We start from the raw sequence: 23,525 nt of genomic DNA on the forward strand, positions 1-23,525 counted from the left end.
GGTGTCAAGACGTCGAATCGAACGAATGAGTCATGCTAGAATAAAAAGGAGAGGTGATACGTGATGAAATGGATTCACACGGCCGATTGGCATCTAGGTAAGATTGTCCATGGTCGTCATATGACAGAAGATCAACGAAATATTTTATTCCATTCGTTTTTACAAATCGTCGATGAGGAAAAACCTGATGCGGTCGTCATCGCGGGAGACTTGTATGACCGTGCCGTACCGCCAGTCGAGGCTGTCGATTTGCTAGATGAGATGTGGCGGGAATTGGTATTAAAACGAGAGATTCCGGTCGTCGCCATCGCCGGAAACCATGATTCTGCTGAGCGGCTCGAATATAGTTCAAAACTATTGAGACAAGTAGGGCTACATATCGTCGGTAAACTAGACCCAGATGCGGGTCCGCTTGAAGTAGCCGGAATCCCGTTTTACCCAATCCCGTTCCTTGAGCCGGCTCGGGTTCGACACGTTTTGGGAATCGATACGATTCGTACACATCATGACGCACTAAAAGCCGTCATAGAAGCATTTGGTTTGATTGAAAAGAATGCGGTCTCAGTCGGACATAGTTTTGTCGCAGGTGGACTTGAAACCGATTCGGAGCGTCAATTATCGATTGGTACTGCCGGGCAGGTCGCGAAAGGGTTGTATGACCCCTTTTCGTATACGGCTCTCGGTCATCTACATAATCGTGATGCGATTCAAGCAGAACGGATTGCGTATAGTGGTTCTCTCATGAAATATTCATTCTCTGAGGTCAACCATGAAAAATCAGTGGATATCGTAGAATGGGACGGGCAATGGAAGCGACGACGTCGAACGTTGACACCTGAACGTGATATGAGACAACTCACGGGAACGTTACACGAGCTTCTCGCGCCGTCATTTTATCAGCAACAACAGACAGATGATTATTTAAAGATTGTGCTGACCGATGATAAAGCACTTTTTGACCCGATGGCGAAGCTTCGCACTGTCTACCCGAACATTCTCCATCTCGAATTGGAACTGTTGCGACGACAAGAACAAACATCCACATTTGAACGGGAAACGCTCGAGCGACAATCGGTCGAAGAGGTGTATTTACAGTTCTTTGAAGCCGTGCATGATCGCACGGCCTCGGATGCCTTGAAACAAATGATTGAAGAAGGTGATGTCAGATGAGACCGGTTGAATTGAAGATTCAAGCATTCGGACCGTATGCAGAACGTGAAACGATTGATTTTACGCAATTAGTGGGCAGATCGATGTTTGTCGTAAGTGGTCGCACGGGAGCAGGGAAGACTACTATCTTTGATGCAATGACATTCGCCCTATATGGTCGAGCGAGTGGTGCGCTTCGAAATGCGAGTGATTTCAGAAGTCAATACGCTCAAGCTGAAATGAAGACGGAGGTCGACTTCTCGTTCACAATTCGTGGTGATCGCTATCGGATTGTGCGACAACCACAACAACCTCACCCTAAAAACAAAACACCCATCCCGCATGAGGCCGTTCTGTATGAATGGGAGGACGGTTGGAAGCCGGTAGCAACAAAAGTGAACGAGGTTCAAGAACAAATTGAGTCGATCCTACAATTATCGTATGAACAATTTAGCCAGATCTTGTTACTCCCTCAAAACCAATTTAGACAATTGCTCGACTCGAACTCAAATGAGAAGCAACAAATCTTGCAATCTATATTCAAAACAGAGGCGTATCGTGCTTTCCAAGAGCGATGGGCAGAACGTTTCAGTAGTTATCGGAAACAAGTTGAATGGGCGGTCGAACGAACACGACTCAAGTTACTCGAGCTCGAAGACGAAGCGATAGAGGATGTTTCGACAAAATCGATTGATGTGATCCATCACTGGCTGAATGAACGCGAACTACACTTGATCACAACAGCTGAGATGGCAGCAGACCAAAAACAAGTTCATTCGAAAACCTTTGAACAGGCTCGTACCGAATTAGAACAAGCGAGAGCACTTGTCAGTTTATTTCAAGAACAACAAGAAACCGTGCAAGCCCTCAATCAATTTCTAAAAGGGGAGACAGAACGAAACGAACGACACGAGCTGTTGCGGCATTTAGAAGCAGCCGCAACTATTCGTCCAGTCCATGATCGACTATTAGAAATGGAGAAACATGTTCTCCGTATGACGATAGAGGACGAAGCATCTTCTAAAAAGCTCGAACAATTACAACAAAAACAATCTTCTTTATCGGAGCAACAAGTTGCGATTGAAGAGAACAAACAAAAAATCTTATCCCTTCAAGAGCGACTCCGTCTAATTGATGAGATGTTACCTCGAATGAAAGAGCGAGCCGAACACGTAACTCGTCGTGAGCAACTGACGAAGCGTGCGAAGGATTTAAGTACTTTCCCTAAAGAAGCGCGACTTCAAGAACTACAAGAGCGTGAGCGACAATTCGTTGAAACGTTGGCAATTGAACCAGAAGAACGTGCGGTTGATGCAGAGCGATATGTCGACCGATTATTGTATTTGGATAAACTTGAAACAAAGATGAACGAGTTATCGGATCAACTCGCCGCTTGTGAGCGGGACGGAAAAGAAGTACAGCGACAGCATGCCATTCAGCAAGAATTAATGAATAAATATAAACAACAAGAACAGATGAATATGGCAAGACAACTAAGTGAAGCGTTGGAAGATGGCGAACCGTGCCCAGTATGTGGTTCGCGTCATCATGATGTTCCACAGTTCGAAGAAGCAGTCGAGTATTTGGATGAAAGAGAATCCGCTATGACGCGACTTGAAGAACTATCAACACGTCTGATTGAAGCGAGAGCCGATTATCGTTCACTTCATCAACAGCTTGAAACGGTTCGAAGAGAATTTGACGAAGGGTTAAAGGACGTTCAAGTGGAATCGTCATTGACAGAAGAAATCAAAAAATGGCAAACGCATACGAATCGTCTACAACGTGAGGAGCGGACTCGTCTCGAGAATGAACGGACGTTGCGTCAACTAACCGGCGAAATGAGACAACTCGAAGAAGAGCGACGTAACCAGTTCGAAGAGCGTCAACGTGTCCTCGCAGAACTTGAAGCAACACAACAAAAGTTGAACGCGCTCGGTCAAACAGAGGAAGCGACGTTAGAAGGATTACAAACCGAACGGACGGAGCGACAAAATCTTCTCACGGCACTGACTAAAAAAGTCGAGTCGTTCAATCATGACTTCGAAATCGTCAAAAAAGAAACGTGGAAAGAGGAAGAACGGCTCACTTTGCTACGTCAACAACTCGTAGAGGCGAGAGGGCAATTTGATATACAAAGAACGATATGGAGTGAGCAGTTAGAAGCCGCTCGATTGACTCAGGAGCGATACGAACAACTTGCCAGTCGAATCGACCAGCGGACAAAGATGCAGGAAGACTTGCAACGTGAAGAAGAAGAAGGGGTCCGGCTTCGACATCGTATTCAAATGATTGAGGAGAAACTAGGAACCGTAGAACGACCTGACTTGCAGTCTATTGAAATGAAGGTCAATGAGGCCAAATCGTTATACGAACGAGCGTCAGAACATTTCATTTCCTCACAAGATGCTTTAGTTAGACATCGTCAAATCGTATCAGAGTGGCATGCACTTCGTGAGGAAACAGCGCGCGAAGAACAGAAGCTAGAGACCATCAAGTTGATTGCTGAAACCGGAAAGGGAATTAATCCTCAAAAGATGACGTTTGAGACGTACGTACAAACGGCCTTTTTTGACCAAATCTTACATGCTGCAAATATTCATTTAGACCAGATGACAAGTGGTCAGTTCCGACTCGAACGTAAAGTAGAGACGGCGAAAGGAAACGCAAAATCTGGACTGGAACTCCTTGTGTTTGATGCATATACCGGTCAATCACGGCGCGTTCAAAATCTTTCTGGAGGAGAAGGGTTTAAAGCGTCTCTCTCACTCGCACTCGGACTTGCGGAAGTGGTGCAACAATTGAGCGGGGGCGTCAGTCTCGAAACGATGCTCATCGATGAAGGATTCGGGACGCTCGATGCCGAATCTTTAGACCAAGCGATTGAATTATTGATGTCTTTACAGGCGACCGGACGCCTTGTCGGGGTCATCAGTCATGTCCAGGAATTGAAAGATCGCGTCGATGCCCGAATCGAAGTGAAAAAATCTAGAAGCGGGTCAACGATCCAGCTGATTGTGGAGTGATAGATTGTGAAACAGATGGTGACGAAATCAAGTCTCATCAATCATTTGAAAGAAGCGGGAATCCGACCAGGAGAATCCTTGTTCGTGCATACCTCGCTCTCTAAACTCGGATGGGTATGTGGCGGTGCGCAGACCGTGATTGAAGCGTTGCAAGAAGTAGTGGGAGCATCAGGACTAATCATGATGGCGACTCAGACAGGAGACAATTCAGATCCGGCTGAATGGGAGGCGCCACCTGTCCCGGTTGAGTGGTGGCAGACGATTCGCGCCGAAATGCCACCTTATGACCAAGAAAAGACATCAACTCGCGGAATGGGACGTGTCCCAGAGCTGTTTCGGAATTATCCGAACGTTTATCGAAGTGCACATCCGATGTGGTCTGTTGCTGCATGGGGAAAAGATGCAGCAGCAATCGTTTCTGATCATACGATTGATGTCGGATTCGGTCCAGGCTCTCCAATCGAACGTATGATTGAACGAAATGCTCGAGTCCTCCATCTAGGGTCGCCACTCGATGCGACGACGCTTTGGCACTATGCCGAGTATGGGATTGATGGCCCGACAAAAACTTTCGGTTGTGCCGTTCTCGAAGATGGTAAACGCGAATGGCGGACGTTTGATCATACCGACGTGAACAGCGATCCCTTTGGAGCAATCGGAGAAAATATCGTCAAACAAAAAGACGTTCAGATGTTTTCCATCAACGAAGCGACGTGCTATCTGATTCCAGCTAATACGTGGGAGCCGGTTCAACACGCTTTAATTGCACTCCGTAGCTGGTTGAGATAATGAATGCAGAATCGAGGGGAAGAAATAAATGAATCGTTGGATGAAAATAGTGAGTGTTGCTGTAGTCGTGATTTTGATTGTGGCGGGGTTGGCAATCGGTGGAATCTCGGCTCATATCGGTGATCAGTTGACGTCACCTGAGCGAGAAACGTTAACATATACTCCGAAATCACTCGGATTGAAGTATGAGAATGTGACAATCCAATCTGAAGAAGGACATGACTTATATGGATGGTGGATTCCACATCCAACACCTCGTGCGACAATCGTCTTTGCCCACGGATATGGAAAGAATAGAGAACAGGATGACTTGCCGCTTAAAGAGTTGATTCCAGAATTTCATGAACAAGGATATCAATTTTTAACGTTCGACTTCCGAGGATCAGGGATTTCTGAAGGAGACCGTGTAACGGTCGGTGCGAAAGAACAATCAGACTTACAAGCCGCCATCCAATATGCCAAAGGTCGCTCAGACGGCCCAATCGTACTTTACGGAATTTCCATGGGGGCGGCGACGGCTCTCTCTACGGCTGACGATGTTGAAGTAGCAGCAGTCATCGCAGATAGTCCGTTTAGTGATTTGCGAAATTATCTCGAGACAAATCTTCCGGTGTGGAGTGACCTACCAAACGTTCCTTTCACGCCTGTCATCATGACAGTGACCCCTTGGTTCACAGGACTCGATGCGGATCTCGTCTCACCAATTCAAGATATTCAAGCGATTGAGGCGCCGATTTTGTTGATTCATAGTGCGGGTGACGATGCGATTCCGGTCTCAGAAAGTGAAAAACTGGCGAGCGCACGGGACGGTGTCGAGCTATGGGTGACGGAGAACGATGGACATGTCGGATCGTATCAATCATTCCAGACTGAATATCGTCAACAGATTTTCGATTTTCTAGAACGGTCATTGTAAGCAAAGGGGCGCATTTGTCGCCCCTTTTTGATATGATTGCAAACGAGACCAATGAAAGAAGGGTGCAAAATGGACTTATTACAACTATTTCAGTTTCTCTTGCTCGGTACATTGATTGGGATATTGAGTGGCTTCTTCGGAATCGGTGGTGGGATCTTGCTCACGCCACTCCTTCTCGTCTTCGGTTATGAAGCGAGTGCGGCGATCGCACTTAGTCTCATGTTGACGCTTGGTTCGACGGCGGCAGGAACAATCTCGCACATTCGTTTACGGAACGTGAACGTGTCACATGCGCTATGGATTGGTGTGTTCGGGATTGTCGGAACTTGGATTGCCACACCTCTCGTCTTTTACTTAGAAGGGGTGGACGGCGCGACACTGATCATCTCACTCGTCTACATCGCGTTACTTACGTACTTTGCGATTTCATTCTTCCGGTCGAAACAGCATGTCGAAGGTAGTGTCGGGACAGCTTCTGTACCACGACTTGGGATTATCGGTGTCTTTGCAGGATTTATCTCTTCTTTGATGGGGGTAAGTGGGGGCTTTGTATTGACGCCGCTCCAAATCAAGCTACTGAACACTGAAATGAAGCGAGCGGTCGGAACGAGTATTTCAGCAGCTCTCCTCATCGTAATATCAGGCGTGATCAGTTATGCCGTGGCAGGTGCTGAAACGAATTACTGGCATGGACTCGCATTAATAGCAGGTGCGATGATTGGATCTCCGTTTGGAGCTAAACAGTTGCAACGTTTCAGTTCGCAACATGTCAAAAAAGCATTAGGTGGCTTTTATGTCACGGTCGCATTTAGTGTGGCCCTTAATTTAGTCGGATGGAATACAGCCTCACTTATATTACTTGTCACACTAGCGCTTCTCTTTATCATCACGCTCATCATTCGACCACACAAAAAATAAACCCCGTCTTTGGACGGGGTTTTAACGTCTAGCGATATGGTCAATGTTTTCTTGAATCTCTCCAACTTTCGCTTTTGCTTCGCGAAGTCTGCGCTCAAATGCTTCTGTGTCACGTTTCTCATGAGACGACTTGTCAACTCCTTGACGTTGCCCTTTGTCAGAGCGTTGATAAAAGTGGGTCGCTTTTTGTAAGCGTTTTTTAAACGTCGAGTCGCTCATAGGGACACCCCCTTCCATACTTCATTTATTCCACATATGGAAACGGGCGAAACGTTCGAACGTTTAAGATGCTAAGGAACGACGAACTTGAACATTCTGAGAAATTTTCACAGCTAATATTGCAGCGAGCACGGCCTTAAGTGAATCTCCAAAAATAAAAGGGATATTCACTTTTAGCGCATCAATGAAAGACATACCGAGAACGATTTCGAGCCCGATGCTTCCAAGTAGGTATACAAGCCCGAGGCCGAATAAAAGGTTATAGCCAATCAATGCTGGGATGGAGCGATGGCGCTCGCTGAACCAGCCAATGAAGAAAGCGGCGATTGGAAATCCAATTAAATATCCGACGGTTGGTCCAACGAAGGGAGCAAGACCTCCTTGACCACTCAGTACGGGAAGGCCGATCAAGCCGAGTAGGAGGTATACGATGACTGCCAAAAATCCTTTTCGTGCACCGAATACGCCGGCGATTGTCATGATGGCCAGTGTTTGAAGGGTAATCGGAACGGGTCCGATTGGTATTTCGATGAAACCGATACTTGCGATGAGTGCTGCCCCGAAGGCAATTTGAGTCATGTCTTGAATCTTCATATGTAAACCCCTTTTCAGTTAACGTTAACAATATAAAAGTTAACATTTTGAGAATGGGTTGGCAAGAATTATTTCAAGACAAACCATTTTGACTCAAAGCTGTCTGATATGCTTTCGTTTCAACATAAAGTTCATCTTTTAGTGGATGGAGATGTCGTTGACGGATACGATAAAACTGATAGGCAACAAGAGCCACGTTGAATGAGAGTGAGAGTAGACTGACAATAAAGAAGGCTCTTGGGTCATGTGTCGAAGGAACGGGAGCTAACCGGTCAGCGAACGATGGAACTGTCATGACAAACATAATCCATAAAGCCAAGGTATGCGCACGATGTTGCAACCAAGCCCCTCTCTTAATAAAGAAAGAAGGGATAGTACATGAAAGCAACAGAATTAATCCCGCATAGAACGAATGGTCAGAGATACAATTATAAACATAAGCGAAATTCCATAGATCATAGGCTATGATCCATGGCCAAATCATATCGGGCCAAATCATGTCTTTCGATTGATCTTTAGAAATATTGATTCCAATCCATCCGCAGATGGCGATAATATTTAATAATCCGGCGAAACCGTTCATCAAATTCCAAGGACCCGACATGACCCAAAGGTGATCGATATAAGCACCATCAGGAACATTAAAGAAATATACTTGAAAGTCTCGGATACAGGCTTCTAAAATGTTTAGTGCTAAAATCCCAGGTGGAAAAATCAAAATCCATTTCTTTCGTAATAGTGAGGGGCGATAACGAATGGCCATAAAACCGAGACAGCCGGCGAGAGCAGAATAAGTTTTCACCCAGTTGAACCATGTACCTGTGCCATATTCATTCCCTGGTGCGGCAGTTGTCGGCCAAACATAGAGGGTTAGTATAGTCGGCACGATCAGGAATAATGTTATTCCTCCCCACTTAGTCGTGCGGCTGAATTCATTGAAGGCCATCAAGGAAAACAAGACAAATAACCCAATTCCCCATCCGACGAGATCGATTCGTTCATACAGGATCCCCATTCACATCTTCTCCTTACATTGGTTATTTGTTCACTACTGAGCAATTAGGCTCATACGTTCACATGTACGATTCCTTCATGATACTTTGACTCTCTTGAAGCTGATGATGGCCTTATTGTGATGAAGTTGCCACATATGCCAAAAGACATAAGGGACGATGATCACAAAATTAATTACCCCCCATGATTTTAATACTTCAGGGTTAAACCACGTCGAAGAGTTCATAACTTGTGGGAAAATGTCATAGCAGGCACGAATCAATAAATGGGCTGCCAAAGTGTAAATGCGAGCGGTAATGTATAGCTCAGGGCGTCCTTTGATGACCGGATATAGTTCTGCCGCAAGTAAGATACAGAGTGAGCTTGCAAAATAAGTAGGAGACTCCGCATAGACGAAACATGCGTTCCATGACGTATAGATAAAATTCCAAGAGCCTGTCGTATAAGCTACGAGATCGGCATAGCCTTCTTTCGCAAACGTCCAAAATGTCGGTGCGAAAGGAATCGTCACACAGAGTAAAAATCCACAGGCGGCATTAAAGTAGTTGCCGAGTGTCACGTCTTTAATTGTGGCTTCAGCGATATTTAAAAACAAGATGGCATAGAAGAACCATAAAAATTCGTCACGCTTTAAGAAGTTCCAGATTCGTCCTTGCTTGTTCTCGTAAATAGCGATTCGAGAGAAACCAACGATGATTGTCGGTATGATAACGCTTACAATTTTTGCCCAACGAAACCAGCCATCGACATTCCCCATCATCCATAATGGGATGGTCAATAACGAAGCGAGCCAAAAATAGGCGGACAGTTTATAGTGCTTCCTGAAAAAAACGATGATTCCTAATAATAAACCTAAATAGAGTGGCATCGAGATCATATGCGGCCAGACGTTCATTCCATTCACCTTCTCATTTAAATTTAACAAACATAACGTTTGTTATGTTTTTAGTGTACGCCGTCTATTTAGATTAGTCAATGTGAAAAATTTCACATTATGTGGTTTTGAGCGCTATCGATTATGTGGCTATGTTATTCTAAAATGGATTTGAAAGGGGATGGTATACGTGGATGGGAAAAATAAAATTTTGGATGCGGCAAGAAATGTCATTATACGCAATGGGGTTAACGGGGCAACAGTTAGAGCAATTGCAACAGAGGCTGATATGACGACAGGTGCTATCTACCATCATTACAAAAATAAAGAAGATTTATTATACGATTTATTGAATGAAAGCTTATCGGTCTCCTCTCAAATAGCCAAAGACGTGACAGACAAATCCTTTTCAAAAGATAACATTAAATTGGAAATTGTTCGAAACACGGCTGAACGGTTTCATAAAGATGCAGAGAATAGGTTGCAATATCATTTTGCTCATGAAGTATTATTGGGGAACGTTGATGCGCAAGTAAAATTAAAAAATAAGTACTCAGAATGGATAAAAAAGATTGAACAAATCCTGATTCATTTGTACGGACTAGAAAATACTCGTTTAAACAAAGCATTCAGTTCATGGTTGATTGCAGCGGTCGATGGAGTCGTCCTGCAATATTTGCTAGACGTCAATGAAAACTCTATTGATGAGATGATGGAGGTGTTCGATATCCTTCTGGATGAAGGACTTTCTTCTTTCGTTGAACGTTTGAATGAGCAGGAGAAATAAAATGACCCGTCACAGAAAATAGTGACGGGTTCGATTCTATTATGAATGGGTCATCTTATTTATGCATTCCGAAGCTTCTTTTAACTGTTCACGAACGGCATCAAATCCTGTGCCGCCGTAACTATTACGACGTGCAACTGCCTGTTCAGGGGTCAAGGCGTGATACACATCTTCTTCAATCAAAGCAGAATGTGTTTGGAACACAGACATCGGTAGTTCGCGTAAATATAGACGTTCATCGACGCAGTATTTGACGAGTTTCCCAGTTACTTCATGCGCTTCACGGAACGGCATGCCTTTTGCCGTCAAATAATCAGCAAGCTCGGTAGCATTTGAAAAATCGTGTTCGGTTGCTTGCTTCATCGTGTCCGGGTGGAATGTCAATTCATTCATCATCCCGGCCATAATACTTAGCGATCCTTGAACGGTTTTGACCGTGTCAAACATACCTTCTTTGTCCTCTTGCAAATCTTTATTATACGCGAGAGGAAGTCCTTTCATAAGGGTCAACAATCCCATCAAGTTTCCGATAACGCGACCTGATTTCCCACGTACGAGCTCGGCCATGTCTGGATTTTTCTTCTGTGGCATCATGCTTGAACCGGTCGAGAACGTATCAGACACGGTAATGAAGCGATATTCTTCACTTGCCCAAAGAATTAACTCCTCACAAAAGCGCGAGAGATGCATCATGAGCATCGATGCGTTCGACAAGAACTCGAGAATGAAATCGCGATCACTGACGGCGTCTAAACTGTTCGGATAGACACGATTAAATCCGAGTAATTCAGCCGAACGAGCACGGTCAATCGGGAACGTTGTCCCAGCGAGTGCACCTGCACCGAGCGGTGACCAGTCGATTCGCTTCAAACTGTCATTGAAGCGTTCTTTGTCTCGTTCGAGCATCCAAAAGTAGGCGAGCAAATGATGTGCCAAAGAAATCGGCTGAGCACGTTGGAGGTGCGTATAGCCAGGCATAATCGTCTCTACATTTTCTGAGGCGTGTGCATATAACTCATGTTGAAGAGATTCAATCAATTGAATGACTTCTTTTACTCGTTCTTTCAAGTAAAGGTGCATATCCGTCGCGACTTGATCATTACGACTACGTGCCGTATGCATTTTCCCAGCAATCGGACCAATCTCTTCATGGAGCAACGCCTCTAAATTCATATGGATATCTTCATGATATACCTCGAACGTCAACTCGCCAGCGATTGCTTTTTGTTTAAGTTGTTGTAATCCTTGAATGAGTTGTTTCACTTCGTCATGGGAGAGGATGTGTTGCTCCCCGAGCATCGTCACATGCGCCATACTGCCTTCTAAATCTTCAAGGACGAGTTGAGCATCAAATTCAATCGAGGCACCAAATGCATCGACCCAATCGCTAGCTGTCTTCTCGAAACGCCCTCCCCATAATTTACTCATTAATGAACGCCCCTTTTTCCATCAATACCTCTGACTGTACTTTTGTAGGGAGACCCCATAGTTTGATAAATCCAACGGCTGCTTGTTGATCGAACGTGTCTGCAGATGTATACGTCGCAAGTTCCTCGTCATAAAGCGAGATTGGTGACTTACGTCCGTCTACAATTGCTTGTCCTTTGAACAGTTTCATCCGCACCGTACCTGTGACGGTCTGTTGCGTCTCGTCGATGAAAGCGAGTAGTGCTTTCGTGAGAGGAGAGTACCAAAGTCCGTTATAAATCGTCTCCGTCAACTTTTGCTCGACAATCGGTTTGAAATGCGCAACTTCACGCACAAGCGTCAATGCCTCAAGCGCCTTATGAGCTGTGATCAACGTCATTGCGCCAGGAGCCTCATACACTTCACGTGATTTGATTCCAACGACACGGTTCTCAATGTGGTCGATTTTACCGACGCCATGTGCACCTGCGACAATATTCAACTCTTTTAGAATATCTGTGAACGATTGGCTTTGACCATTGATGGCCACCGGAACCCCGTTCTTGAACTCGAGCTCAAGATAAGTAGGCTCATGCGGTGTATCTTCAAGAGCCGCCGTCAACTCATAAGCGCTCTCTGGTGGTGCGGCCCATGGGTCCTCTAAAATGCCGCATTCAATCGCACGTCCCCAAATGTTTTGGTCGATTGAGAAAGGTTCTTCTTGAACGATTGGGATTGGGATATTGTGTTTCGCTGCGTATGCGATCTCTTCTTCACGTGACCATTTCCACTCACGAACAGGTGCAACGATTTCAAGTGACGGATCGAGTGCATGGATGGACACTTCAAAACGAACTTGGTCGTTTCCTTTTCCCGTACATCCGTGTGCCACGGCAACTGCACCTTCTGCTTGAGCAACTTCAACCAATTTTTTCGAAATGAGAGGGCGTGATAGAGCGGATACGAGTGGGTATACGCCTTCGTATAACGTATGTGCCTGCATCGAGTAGCGTGCGAAGTCGCTCACGAATTCATCGACCGCGTCGATGACGATTGACTTTTTAGCCCCGACTTTCATCGCCTTTTGTTGAATTTTTTCTAAGTCCTTTCCTTCTCCAACATTTAAACATACGGCGATGACATCATATCCTTGTTCATCCAACCATTTGATTGCAACCGATGTATCAAGTCCACCTGAGTAAGCCAATACGAGTTTTTGTTTCAAAATGTAAGCACCCCTTATGAATAATTATTAATCTTTGTTTATAAATATACGACTTAGTGTAAGGGATAATAAACACTGTGGCAACCCTTTTTTGAAAAGAAAAAAATGACCACGAAACATTCGTGGTCATCATTGTTCGATTGTAAGCTCTGGTAACCATTGCGACATATGTTCGCTGACAGGAGAGAAGAGCTCGGATTTTGCTGATTGTAAAGGGACGACTTCATAATGTCCTTCTGATGATTTCTGTGTAAATGTTGGATAAAACATCGGATTTTTCAATTCGAATGTTGAAACATCGTCTTCGGTCGTTTTGACAACGTCTATCCCGATGATTCCACCTGTATTGCGATCATCGCCTTGTTGTCCAGATAGGAAGTTACCGAGTGAATACACGACGAATGTTTGATTGCCATCAGCTCCCTCAAGCATCTTCGGTGGTTGTAGGACGTGAGGATGGTGACCGATGATGATGTCGACGCCGAGATCTGAAAGAGTTTGAGCAAGCTCAGTTTGACTTTCGTTCGGTATCGTTTCGTATTCTGTTCCAAAATGTAAGGATACGACGGTCAAATCGGTAGTTTGTTCTGCTTTCTCGATTTCAGGGCGCATTTGCTCGAGATCGATATAGTTGACGTGGTATGGCTGTTTCGGAATCACGCCGTTCGTTCCATACGTATAGGCTAAAAAGGAGAAGGAAATCTCGTTTGCCGTCAATGTTCGGATGTTTGCCTTGTCTTCAGCAGATAAGAACGAACCGGTATAAGGCATTCCGATTTCATTCCAGTGACCAATCGAATTCTCAATCGCACGAACGCCGCGATCTAGCGTATGATTGTTCGCCGTCGTGACTAAATCAATCCCGGCACGTTGCAAAGCATCGCCAATCTCAAATGGGCTGTTAAAAGCCGGATAGCTCGACAACCCAATTTCGCTCCCGCCAATCATACTCTCTTGGTTAGCGATTGCGATATCCGCTCGTTCTAAAATCGGCGCGACTTGTTCAAAAGAAGTGTCAAAATCATAGCCGTCATTGACACGGGCTGCGTTGTAAACCGAATCGTGTAGCAATACATCACCAATAGCATAGATGGATGCCGTCGTGACGGTTGGCTCAGGTTCGGAAGGGGGCTCTTCTACAGGTGGTTCGACGATTGGCTCTTCGGTTTCAATTGGGGATTCTTGATTTGTCGATGAAGATTGACCACAACCGAATAATAGAATTAGGCTTGAAGCGAATGTGAGATGAGAGATGGTTTTAAAGGGTTTCATCAAAAATCTCCTTTTCAAAATGGAATTAATCTTAATATATATATAGTATTCGTTAAAAATCTATAAAACTCCTTGTACATAAAAATGGCAGGTCAAGAAGACCTGCCGAGAAGATTATTTAATATGTTCTTTCACCATGTCACGCATTTGGTCGAATTCACGTTGAATGACCTCACTTGGTGGAGGCGTCATTAAACTAACGACATAAATGGCGAGTGCAGACAGGAAGAATGCTGGAATCATCTCATAGAGCGTTCCGAACGTGCCAAAAAGTGAAGATGCGTAATTCTTCCAAAGGATGACGACAAATGCACCAGTCAACATACCGGCAAGGGCGCCTTGACGAGTTGTTCGTTTCCAAAAGAGACTGAACAGTATGAGAGGTCCAAATGATGAACCAAATCCTGCCCAAGCATAACCGACAAGATTTAAGATGGTGTCATCTGCATCGAGCGCGAGTACAATCGATACGACAGAGACGAGAATGACAGTGATACGACCGACCATGACGAGTTCACGGTCACCTGCGTCCTTACGGAAGAATTTTTGATAAAAGTCTGTCGTCGCTGCACTTGATGAGACGAGCAATTGTGATGAAATGGTCGACATGATGGCAGCAAGAAGAGCCGCCAATAACACACCGGTGACCAAATCAGGGAACAATAAGTCTGATAGATTAATAAAAATGTTTTCAGGATTATCGATTGTCAGTCCTTGTTGCGTGTAATAGGCAAGACCAAACAATCCGGTCGCCATCGCCCCGACGACAGTGAAGACCATCCAAGAGATTCCAATGCGACGTGCTGTTTTAATGTCTTCTAGTTTTCCAATTGCCATAAAGCGTACGATGATGTGAGGTTGACCGAAATATCCAAGGCCCCACGCGAATAAAGAAATGATACCAATCAGCGATTGTCCCGTCCAAGGGTCAAGTAACGCTTCATCGATATCCCGAACCGTGTCTAATGCGTTCGAGACACCATCCGTTGCCATAATGGCGATCGCCGGTACAAAAATGAGCGCAAAAAGCATAATCAATCCTTGAACGAAGTCCGTCCAGCTTACGGCTAAAAAACCACCGATGAACGTATACAGAATGATAATCGATGCAAGAATGATAACGCCTGTCACAAACTTGATGTCAAAGACGGCATTGAACAGTCGTCCACCTGCAACGAACCCACTCGTCGCATACAACGTGAAAAAGATGAGGGTGACAGCAGCAGAAAAGGAACGTAACAATCCTTTTGAGTCTTTGAATCGCTTCTCAAAAAAATCTGGAATTGTGATCGCATCATCCGATATGTAGGAATAAATGCGCAATCTCGGAGCGACCAATAACCAGTTCAAGTAGGCGCCGATTGTCAACCCGATGACAATCCAGCCGCTTGAGATTCCCGTGGCATACATCGCACCAGGTAATCCCATCAAGAGCCATCCACTCATGTCAGACGCGCCAGCAGATAAAGCGGCGACGCCGGGTCCGAGTGCCCGTCCGCCTAACATATAATCTCCGATACTGCTTGTTCTTCGATATGCGATGATCCCAAGTAAGACCATCAGTGCCATGTATAAGACAATGGACACTAAAATTCCGTTCATCAACATCCCCCCGAAAGATATAAAATATGAAAACGCTTTCAGTGATAGAATATCACTTTGTCAAAATATTGTCACAAGAACGGGGGAGATGTAAAGATGTTTTTGATATCTGGTCTTAAGTTATCGAAATGTGCAAGAGACGAGATGGTCATTGACAAGACCTGTCGCTTGTAGGTGGGCATAAACCGTGGTTGGTCCTAAAAATTTAAATCCACGCCGCTTCAGGTCTTTACTCAATCGCTCAGACAATTCTGTCGTTGCGGGGACTTCATCAAGTCGCTCCCACGAATTGATGATCGGTTTATGATCAACGAACGACCAAATATATGAATCGAACGAGCCAAACTCTTCCTGTAGTTTGATGAACTGTTTCGCGTTATTGATGGATGCTTCAATTTTTCGTCGGTTCCGGACAATTCCGCTATCTGCCATGAGTCTCTCAATATCTGCTTCTGTAAAACGTGCTACTTCGTTCACCTCGAAATTTGCATAGGCGGAGCGATAGTTTTCACGCTTTCTTAAAATCGTGATCCAACTGAGCCCAGCCTGTGCACTCTCAAGTGTCAGACACTCAAAATGTTTTTGGTCATCGTGAACTGGATTGCCCCATTCCTCGTCATGATAGCGAACGTAGAGCGGGTCATTCCCACACCACGGGCAGCGAAGTGTTTCTTGCATCTCCATCAACTCCTTTTTATATAAGTGTAGCATGCCTCAACGATTACTCGTTTGGAAGGTTGGGTATAAAGTTGGGGAATGGAGGCATCAAAATGAGTGACTGGATGATTTCGATAATCGAACAATACGGATACATAGGAATCGCGTTCATGATTTTTATTGAGAACGTCTTTCCGCCCATCCCTTCTGAAGTCGTATTACTCTTTGGTGGTTTTTTTGCAGTCAAGACTGATTTATCAATCATACTCGTGATTGTCGCTTCGACGGTTGGAGCTATTTTAGGGGCAGTATTACTGTACGGACTTGGTCTCTTATTTGATGTCGAACAGATTGAAAAGTGGACGAAGAAATATGGGAAGTGGCTTCGTCTTAATATCGATGACGTTAAAAAAGCGGATGCCTGGTTTGATCGCTATGGAGGATGGATGGTCTTCTTCGGTCGATTGATGCCAGTCGTTCGAAGTCTCATCTCTGTCCCGGCTGGTATGTCAAATATGCCATTTCTGAAGTTTTTACTTCTCAGTACTGCCGGAACGGCAATTTGGAATACGATCCTCATCATGGTCGGGATGAAGGTTGGTGAGAACTGGCAAGATATTCTCGCCTACCTGGATGCGTATTCTTACACGATTTACGGCCTGCTCCTCGTTGGGGTGATCGCTTATGTTGTTTGGCGTAAAAAACGGCACAAAAAACTAGCAAAAGACTAAATGAAAAAGCGGGTGGACCTATGAATGGGTTCGCCCGCTTACTCTTCTTTTTTCTTCTCGGGTAATACTTTTGTAAGTGTTCGTTCTGTCTTCTCAGCCAAGTATTCAGAGAAGCGGAATAAGATAATACCGACAATGGCTGATACGAAAATGTAGAGACCAACAAATAAGTTGATTGCACCGTTCGAGAGGGCGGTAAACAAGATGGAGAACTCTCCACGAGGAGCGAGAGAGAAGCCGGCTTCATTTGCCTGAACACGAGATAGCCCGTAGATCCTGCCTCCGACACGACCGACAATCCATTTCGACAAAACACCCCAAACAATCAAGACAAAAAATAGTGCGTTAACGATGACACCTTTCTCTAAATTGATTGATATCCCAAATGAAATAAAGAAAATGGGGAGAAACAAATCACGAACTGGTACAGTCAAACGTTTAAGCGGACGAACGTCATGGATATCAGCTAGCATGATTCCGGCAATGAAGGCTCCTAAAATCTCAGAAAGCCCAAATACCATACCGATCCCAGCGAAGAAGAGGATAAGTCCAATAAGACCGATACTCGCATCATCCTGACGCAACAAATGTTTCGAGAACTTTTGTTGTTTTGATACAAAATTTGAACCAATAAACAACAGCACACCAAAAATGAGGAATCCGGCAAACACTTTGCCAACGTCAGTCATGGCTATCGGTTCCTCTTGAATAATGAATGGGGCAATTGTAAGCAGGAGTGGTGCAAAAATATCTTCGAAAATAAGTAGAGCGAGTACGAATTCTTTAATATCTTCATGTTTTTCGGAGTGGCGCTCAAGCAGTTTCGCCGAGATGGAAGAGCTCGTCGCATACAATACGGCACCAATCAGGAAGGCACGTGGAAAGTCCAACCCAAACAGCAAGGCGATTCCGAATGAGACACCAAATGAAAGGACGATGTCCAGAACGCCCGCCTTCCATACTCTTCGCATCCGTTTCCAAAGTTCACGTAACGGAAACTTTAAACCGAGCAGGAAAAATAACAGAATAATCCCGATTTCACCCGCAATTTTAAATACCTCGTTTCCGTCCCAGAAAAAGCCGACTCCAACACCAATGGCGATAAACGCTAAAATACTAGGAAAGTACAGGCGTTCAATAAGGAGGCTGAAGACGGAGATGAGCGTGAGCGCCAGTCCGAGCAACACGATGATGTTCAATCCATCCATAAGTCATCTCCTTCGTTGAGGGGTATTAACTTTCTGATTGATTCCACTGGTACTCCATGCCAACTGATTCAGGACGTGAATAGTCAAAGCCGAATTGTCGATATAATCCATCCGCCGGAATATCTGCGATCAGACTGATGATAGCCGTCTCATCCGCTTCCTTTAAAATCCACTCCATTAAATTCTCCATAATTAGCTTTCCAAGACCGAGGCCTTGACACTCTGGATCAACAACGATGTCGACTAGATGAAAGACCATCCCGCCGTCCCCGACGACTCGTCCCATTCCGACGATCTCATCATCTAAATATAAACAGACACCAAATAATGTGTTTTTAAGACCTTTTATTGTACTTTCATCCGATCGCCGAGGCATTCCCGCCTTCACACGTAACGACTGATGTTGTTCCGGTGTCGGTGTCTCAACTTTAACAGTAACTTCATTGACCATACTAAAATCCCCCTCTACACAAGTTAATTTTACTTTCCCACTATATTGAATGAGTAAACCTTGATTTCTGAAAATGGCTATCGGCATAATGAGAGAAGAGACAGGGGGAATTGCGGATGTTACATGGACAATCGATCTTGCCCGCGATAAGGGATATGCGCGATCTAGAACGATTTTTGTCAAGTGAACTTGAGTTAGGCGTATTGCTTGAGGTTCATATGAGTCGTTTAGAGTCAATTTTCAAACTGCTGGAGAAGCATCAAAAAAAGGTATTCGTTCATATGGATTTAATCCAAGGCATGAAAGCGGATGAATTTGCGACCGAATACGTCTGCCAAACGTTTAAACCGTTGGGAATCATCTCGACGAAAGGAAACGTCATCGTTAAGGCGAAACAAAATAATGTGATGACGGTACAACGTTTATTTTTAATTGACTCGACATCTTTAGAAAAGAGTATCAGACATATTGAACGGTCAAAACCAGACTATATTGAGGTGCTTCCAGGAATTGTGCCGAAGTATATTCGACGAGTGCAGGAGCGGACCGGTATACCGGTATTTGCAGGTGGACTCATTGAGACGACAGAAGAAGTGAACGAAGCCCTTGCTGCTGGTGCAAGCGTCATTACGACATCGAATCGTAAACTGTGGACTGAGTAAGCTACATTCGGGTATACATTCTTCTAGGAGGGATGAATAGATGAAAGACGTGATGATTATTACAGGAGTGACTCAAGGAATTGGATATGCGCTCGCAAATGAGTTTGTAGACCAATATGAAGTGATTGGTTTAGATATCGAGGATGACCCGCATATTGAAGGGATGCTCTTTTATCAAGTTGATCTTGGAAATACAGAGGAATTACAACGTGTATTTGAAAATATCAAGACACGTGTCGGACGTGCGCACGTTTTGATTAACAATGGTGGAATCGCCTCACTCGTCAAGCCAATCGACGAACTGAATGTCGATACGTTTAAACGAGTCATCGACGTCAATTTAGTCGGCACTTTTACTTGTGCAAAATACTTTTTAGAACTTAATCATGATGAATCGTACGGTCGGATCGTCAACATGGCCTCTACAAGGGCTTCTCAAAATGAACCTCACTGGGATGCATACGGCGCCTCAAAAGGTGGAATTGTCGGTTTGACTCACTCACTTGCCATTTCATTGAGTGAACGACCCGTAACGGTAAATGCAATCAGCCCAGGGTGGATTCATACGTCAGAAGAAAGCTTACGTGAAGTCGATCATCGTCAACACCCGTCAGGACGAGTCGGGGAACCGGATGATATCGTCCGAGCAGTAAGCTATTTGATTGACCGAAACAATGACTTTGTCAATGGTCATAATCTCGTCGTAGATGGTGGAATGACGAAAAAAATGATTTATGAAGAATGATAAGACTATATACCTAATTTTAGAAAGGAAATAGGTTATTTCTACCTAAATCCGGGTAATTAATAGAAGAGTTTATACCCGAGATTAGGAGGAAGGTGCTATGAATCCCCTTGTAGAAGAAGCACTCCGCTTTTCATCGATTCGTCATGGAGGACAACATCGCAAAGGTTCATCGATTCCATATTTGTCACATCCATATTCAGTTGCATTGCTTCTCGAAACGGATCAGCAACCGCCAACGGTCGTGGCAGCAGGGCTCCTTCATGACTTGATTGAAGATACGAATACGGAACCGGAAGAAATTTTAGTGAGATTTGGTCCAGACGTGTTACGGCTCGTACTTGCCGTCTCTGAGAGAAATCGGGAGGAAACGTGGGAACAACGAAAACGAAAGACTTTGCAACACATCTCCTTTCTACAATTTGATGAGGTCGCACTCCTCGTGGCGGACAAGCTACATAATCTCCGTTCCATCCGCTATGATTTAGAGATGGAAGGGATGACGGTGTGGCAACGCTTTAAACGTCCGATGCGCGATCAATCTTGGTATTATCATCAGCTGCTACTTGCTTTCGAACCATTTCGTAGTTCGACAGACTTGATTGGTCTGTACGAACAAGAACTCAATATCTTATTTTATGGCGGAAATAATGAAAAAGATCGGAAAGTGGCAAGACTCTTTGAATCAATTCTTACCTATTTTATCGAGGATGAATGGGTTCAAGAAGCGGCACCACTTTGTCAAACTGCATATGAACTAAAAGAGATTGTTGCTCGTGCATCGGTGGATGAGGCTGAGGTACATGAATTTCGTGAACAACTCGAGCGAGCTGGTTGGAACACACCTTTGTCGGCCCCATTATTAGCTGCAATGCAAGAACTGGGCTATCGAACTGCTTTGGATGCACCGGATTTTGTCACACTCATGCGCCGTTCGATTGTCAACTAGGACGGTTCATGCTATAGTCAAGTGGAAGATAAAAAGGGGAGTAGCGACCACAATCGTGGTCGATGGGTCGTCATTACAGTGCGCATGCACTCGGTCCATCGAGCTTTTACAAGTCCGCAAGACCTTTTTATGGGCGTTTTTGTCGTCCATAAAAAGGTCTTTTTTGTTTACCCAAGGAGGAGAAAAAATGGTATTTGTTTATTTCTTATTGGCTGCGGCCATCACGGTTTTCGCCGCTATCAAGTTGTCTACGTACGCAGATGTTATGACGGAAAAGTCAAAAATGGGCGGGATGCTCGTTGGTACCGTTCTTTTGGCGGGGGCGACCTCGTTACCTGAAGTGACGACGAGTATCTCGGCCGTCATGATTGATAACCCGGACATCGCCATCGGAAACATGCTTGGTTCTAACTTATTCAACATTGTTATTTTGGCAATGTTCGATCTTTATTTCCGTCAAAAACAACTCTTCAATTATGCGAGCCGTGATCATTTATATACGGCGGGACTTGGTTTGTTGTTGACCGTTACGACTTTGGTCGCCTTGATTGTCCGTGTCGATATGACGTTTATCGGAATCGGTGTGGACGCACTTTTGATCGCTATTCTTTATGGGGTCGGAATTTACTATATTGGGAAGCAACCGAAAGAGCCAGTCGCTGAACATGAAGTAGAAGAAGAGGTTGTTGTCAGCAAGTATGAAGATATCACCTTGAAACGAGCTGGATTTGGATTTTTGATTGCTGCCGTCGTCATCATGGCGGCCGGAACAGCACTCTCCATCACGGGTGACCAGATTGCCGTCGTCACAGGACTCGGTTCAAGTTTTGTCGGTAGCTTTTTGATTGCGGCATCAACGTCTTTACCTGAAGCGGTCGCCGTGTTTATGGCACTTAAACTTCGAAACGTCAACTTGGCGTTCGGATCGATTCTCGGAAGTAACATCTTTAACATGCTCATTATCGCTATGTCAGACGTCTTCTATCGCAATGGTTCGATTTTGGCAGACGTATCTACGTCACATCTCGTATCAGCGGTCGGTATCACGATTCTATCAATCCTTGTCATGTACAGCGTGCTTCGACAAAACGTCACCTCGAAGGTACGCTACGTCATTCCTTCACTACTTGTCGTCGTCGTTTACTTTGTTTCGTCTTATTTGATTTTCATCGGATGATTCGATGCATCAGCTTCTTGCTGATGCATTTTTTTGTGGGAATGTGAAGCAGTCGCTTCGGGTATAGAGGAAGGGAGAGGAGGGGTGGCGATGCAAATGCATGAAGTAGGAGTACGTGATGCGTATTCAATTCTAATCCCGGCCTATAACCCTGATGGTGCACTCGTCACACTTGTAGAGAAATTGAGAGCAGACGGATTCTCGACAATTATCGTCGTGAATGATGGAAGTGATGCATCATGCGATTCAATTTTTCGGGAGCTAGGTTCAATCGTCGATGTGGTGTTAGCACATGAACAGAATCGAGGAAAAGGAGCAGCACTAAAGACTGGTTTACGCTATATTGTGGAGAATTATACTGATAAGTTAGGTGTCATCACGGTAGATGCCGATGGACAACATCTTCCTAAGGATGTCGTCAATGTATATGAGGAGGGTGTAAGTAAGCCGCATCATCTAATCATGGGATGTCGTGATTTCAGTGGTGACAAGATCCCCCTTAGAAGTCGCTTCGGTAACCAGGCGACGCGACTCGTCATGTTAATCGGGAGCGGATTGAAATTGAAAGACACACAGACTGGTCTACGTGCCATACCGATGCGATACGTGAGACAGTTGCTCGACATTCCTGGGAACCGATACGAGTTCGAGATGAATATGCTGACGTTCACCAAACGCTTGCAGGTCCCCATTCAACAGACGACCATCCAGACGGTATATGAGAACGAAAATGACTCGTCCCATTTCAGACCGATTTTAGATTCGATATTAATCTATCGCATGTTTTTGATGTATTCGGCATCATCCGTCGCATCGTTCCTTGTCGACGTGGGTATGTATGCAGTCTTTATCTATTTATTGTCACCGTACTTCGATACAACCCATGTCATCGTGGCAACGGTACTCGCACGAATCATTTCCTCTTTATTCAACTATTTCGTCAATCGGAAAGTCGTCTTTCATTCAAAAGCGCGACGATCACTTTCCAAATATTTTTCTCTCGTCGTTCTCCAGATGGCGATCTCGGCACTACTGGTATATATCCTGTTTCTATTATTTAGACAAGGAGAAGTTATCTTAAAAATTATTGTCGACAGTTTTCTCTTTTTCGTCAGCTATTATGTTCAAAAGCGATGGATTTTCAAAAAATAAC

General features: G+C 44.7%; 23 protein-coding genes. 12 read left to right on the forward strand and 11 right to left on the reverse strand.

Annotated elements, in window-relative coordinates; all coding sequences use genetic code 11:
- Positions 1-63 precede the first annotated feature (63 nt).
- From KNO87_RS07870 to KNO87_RS07890, 5 genes are all read left to right on the forward strand, one after another.
- Complete coding sequence (locus KNO87_RS07870) at positions 64-1,170, forward strand: exonuclease SbcCD subunit D (RefSeq protein ID WP_214787795.1); 1,107 nt, start codon at positions 64-66, stop codon at positions 1,168-1,170.
- Complete coding sequence (locus KNO87_RS07875) at positions 1,167-4,175, forward strand: SbcC/MukB-like Walker B domain-containing protein (RefSeq protein WP_214794833.1); 3,009 nt, start codon at positions 1,167-1,169, stop codon at positions 4,173-4,175. Before KNO87_RS07870 ends, KNO87_RS07875 begins: the two co-directional genes overlap by 4 nt.
- Before the next feature lie 15 nt (positions 4,176-4,190).
- Positions 4,191-4,964 (forward strand): AAC(3) family N-acetyltransferase, encoded by a 774-nt coding sequence (locus KNO87_RS07880; protein ID WP_214795364.1) that lies wholly within the window; start codon positions 4,191-4,193, stop codon positions 4,962-4,964.
- Between the two features lie 28 nt (positions 4,965-4,992).
- On the forward strand, positions 4,993-5,880 hold the full coding sequence (locus KNO87_RS07885; protein ID WP_214794835.1) for an alpha/beta hydrolase: 888 nt from the start codon (positions 4,993-4,995) through the stop codon (positions 5,878-5,880).
- 69 nt (positions 5,881-5,949) lie between these two features.
- Positions 5,950-6,798: a sulfite exporter TauE/SafE family protein gene (locus KNO87_RS07890; RefSeq protein ID WP_214794843.1), complete on the forward strand. Its 849-nt coding sequence runs from the start codon at positions 5,950-5,952 to the stop codon at positions 6,796-6,798.
- 21 nt (positions 6,799-6,819) lie between these two features.
- Here KNO87_RS07890 and KNO87_RS07895 read toward each other — a convergent pair whose 3' ends face one another.
- From KNO87_RS07895 to KNO87_RS07910, 4 genes are all read right to left on the reverse strand, one after another.
- Positions 6,820-7,017 (reverse strand): hypothetical protein, encoded by a 198-nt coding sequence (locus tag KNO87_RS07895; protein ID WP_214692645.1) that lies wholly within the window; start codon positions 7,015-7,017, stop codon positions 6,820-6,822.
- A 63-nt stretch (positions 7,018-7,080) separates the two neighbouring features.
- Positions 7,081-7,611 (reverse strand): biotin transporter BioY, encoded by a 531-nt coding sequence (locus tag KNO87_RS07900; protein ID WP_214794845.1) that lies wholly within the window; start codon positions 7,609-7,611, stop codon positions 7,081-7,083.
- 73 nt (positions 7,612-7,684) lie between these two features.
- Positions 7,685-8,626 (reverse strand): DUF5692 family protein, encoded by a 942-nt coding sequence (locus KNO87_RS07905; RefSeq protein WP_214794847.1) that lies wholly within the window; start codon positions 8,624-8,626, stop codon positions 7,685-7,687.
- 75 nt (positions 8,627-8,701) lie between these two features.
- The gene (locus tag KNO87_RS07910; RefSeq protein ID WP_214794849.1) at positions 8,702-9,520 is read right to left on the reverse strand and encodes a hypothetical protein; all 819 of its coding nucleotides are present in this window, start codon (positions 9,518-9,520) and stop codon (positions 8,702-8,704) included.
- Between the two features lie 160 nt (positions 9,521-9,680).
- Between KNO87_RS07910 and KNO87_RS07915 the strand changes: the two genes are divergently transcribed.
- Entirely contained in the window at positions 9,681-10,286 is a 606-nt protein-coding gene (locus KNO87_RS07915; protein WP_251126784.1) for a TetR/AcrR family transcriptional regulator, read from the forward strand.
- A 39-nt stretch (positions 10,287-10,325) separates the two neighbouring features.
- Here the strand turns inward: KNO87_RS07915 and argH are convergent, their stop codons facing one another.
- The 5 genes from argH to KNO87_RS07940 all read right to left on the reverse strand — a co-directional run bounded on the left by argH (position 10,326) and on the right by KNO87_RS07940 (position 16,470).
- Positions 10,326-11,714 (reverse strand): argininosuccinate lyase, encoded by a 1,389-nt coding sequence (gene argH / locus KNO87_RS07920; RefSeq protein WP_214794853.1) that lies wholly within the window; start codon positions 11,712-11,714, stop codon positions 10,326-10,328.
- Positions 11,707-12,921 carry an argininosuccinate synthase gene (locus KNO87_RS07925; RefSeq protein WP_214795365.1) on the reverse strand — a complete coding sequence of 405 codons (1,215 nt, stop codon included), beginning with the start codon at positions 12,919-12,921 and terminating at the stop codon, positions 11,707-11,709. The genes argH and KNO87_RS07925 overlap by 8 nt, the downstream gene beginning before the upstream one ends.
- A 126-nt stretch (positions 12,922-13,047) precedes the next feature.
- Positions 13,048-14,190: a CapA family protein gene (locus KNO87_RS07930; RefSeq protein WP_214794855.1), complete on the reverse strand. Its 1,143-nt coding sequence runs from the start codon at positions 14,188-14,190 to the stop codon at positions 13,048-13,050.
- 114 nt (positions 14,191-14,304) lie between these two features.
- Positions 14,305-15,792, reverse strand: a complete 1,488-nt coding sequence (gene putP, locus KNO87_RS07935; protein ID WP_285800645.1) for a sodium/proline symporter PutP — start codon at positions 15,790-15,792, stop codon at positions 14,305-14,307.
- Positions 15,793-15,912: 120 nt separating this feature from the next.
- Positions 15,913-16,470, reverse strand: coding sequence for a DNA-3-methyladenine glycosylase I (locus tag KNO87_RS07940; protein WP_214787819.1), 558 nt, complete (start codon positions 16,468-16,470; stop codon positions 15,913-15,915).
- Between the two features lie 92 nt (positions 16,471-16,562).
- On the opposite strand from KNO87_RS07940, the gene KNO87_RS07945 reads away from it, so the two are divergent.
- Positions 16,563-17,180 (forward strand): DedA family protein, encoded by a 618-nt coding sequence (locus tag KNO87_RS07945; RefSeq protein ID WP_214794857.1) that lies wholly within the window; start codon positions 16,563-16,565, stop codon positions 17,178-17,180.
- Positions 17,181-17,218: 38 nt separating this feature from the next.
- Here the strand turns inward: KNO87_RS07945 and KNO87_RS07950 are convergent, their stop codons facing one another.
- On the reverse strand, positions 17,219-18,388 hold the full coding sequence (locus KNO87_RS07950) for a cation:proton antiporter (RefSeq protein WP_214787824.1): 1,170 nt from the start codon (positions 18,386-18,388) through the stop codon (positions 17,219-17,221).
- 25 nt (positions 18,389-18,413) lie between these two features.
- Positions 18,414-18,839 carry a GNAT family N-acetyltransferase gene (locus KNO87_RS07955; RefSeq protein WP_214787827.1) on the reverse strand — a complete coding sequence of 142 codons (426 nt, stop codon included), beginning with the start codon at positions 18,837-18,839 and terminating at the stop codon, positions 18,414-18,416.
- Between the two features lie 116 nt (positions 18,840-18,955).
- Here KNO87_RS07955 and KNO87_RS07960 point away from each other — a divergent pair, with 116 nt between their 5' ends.
- The 5 genes from KNO87_RS07960 to KNO87_RS07980 all read left to right on the forward strand — a co-directional run bounded on the left by KNO87_RS07960 (position 18,956) and on the right by KNO87_RS07980 (position 23,524).
- Positions 18,956-19,501: a glycerol-3-phosphate responsive antiterminator gene (locus KNO87_RS07960; protein ID WP_214794859.1), complete on the forward strand. Its 546-nt coding sequence runs from the start codon at positions 18,956-18,958 to the stop codon at positions 19,499-19,501.
- Positions 19,502-19,541: 40 nt separating this feature from the next.
- Positions 19,542-20,246 carry an SDR family NAD(P)-dependent oxidoreductase gene (locus tag KNO87_RS07965; RefSeq protein WP_214794861.1) on the forward strand — a complete coding sequence of 235 codons (705 nt, stop codon included), beginning with the start codon at positions 19,542-19,544 and terminating at the stop codon, positions 20,244-20,246.
- A gap of 100 nt (positions 20,247-20,346) precedes the next feature.
- Positions 20,347-21,195, forward strand: coding sequence for an HD domain-containing protein (locus KNO87_RS07970; protein WP_214794863.1), 849 nt, complete (start codon positions 20,347-20,349; stop codon positions 21,193-21,195).
- A 187-nt stretch (positions 21,196-21,382) separates the two neighbouring features.
- Entirely contained in the window at positions 21,383-22,372 is a 990-nt protein-coding gene (locus KNO87_RS07975; RefSeq protein WP_214794865.1) for a sodium:calcium antiporter, read from the forward strand.
- Between the two features lie 90 nt (positions 22,373-22,462).
- Complete coding sequence (locus KNO87_RS07980) at positions 22,463-23,524, forward strand: bifunctional glycosyltransferase family 2/GtrA family protein (RefSeq protein ID WP_214794867.1); 1,062 nt, start codon at positions 22,463-22,465, stop codon at positions 23,522-23,524.
- The last annotated feature ends 1 nt before the right edge of the window (position 23,525 follow it).

Source organism: Exiguobacterium sp. s34 (assembly GCF_018617435.1).
Lineage (GTDB): Bacteria > Bacillota > Bacilli > Exiguobacteriales > Exiguobacteriaceae > Exiguobacterium > Exiguobacterium aestuarii.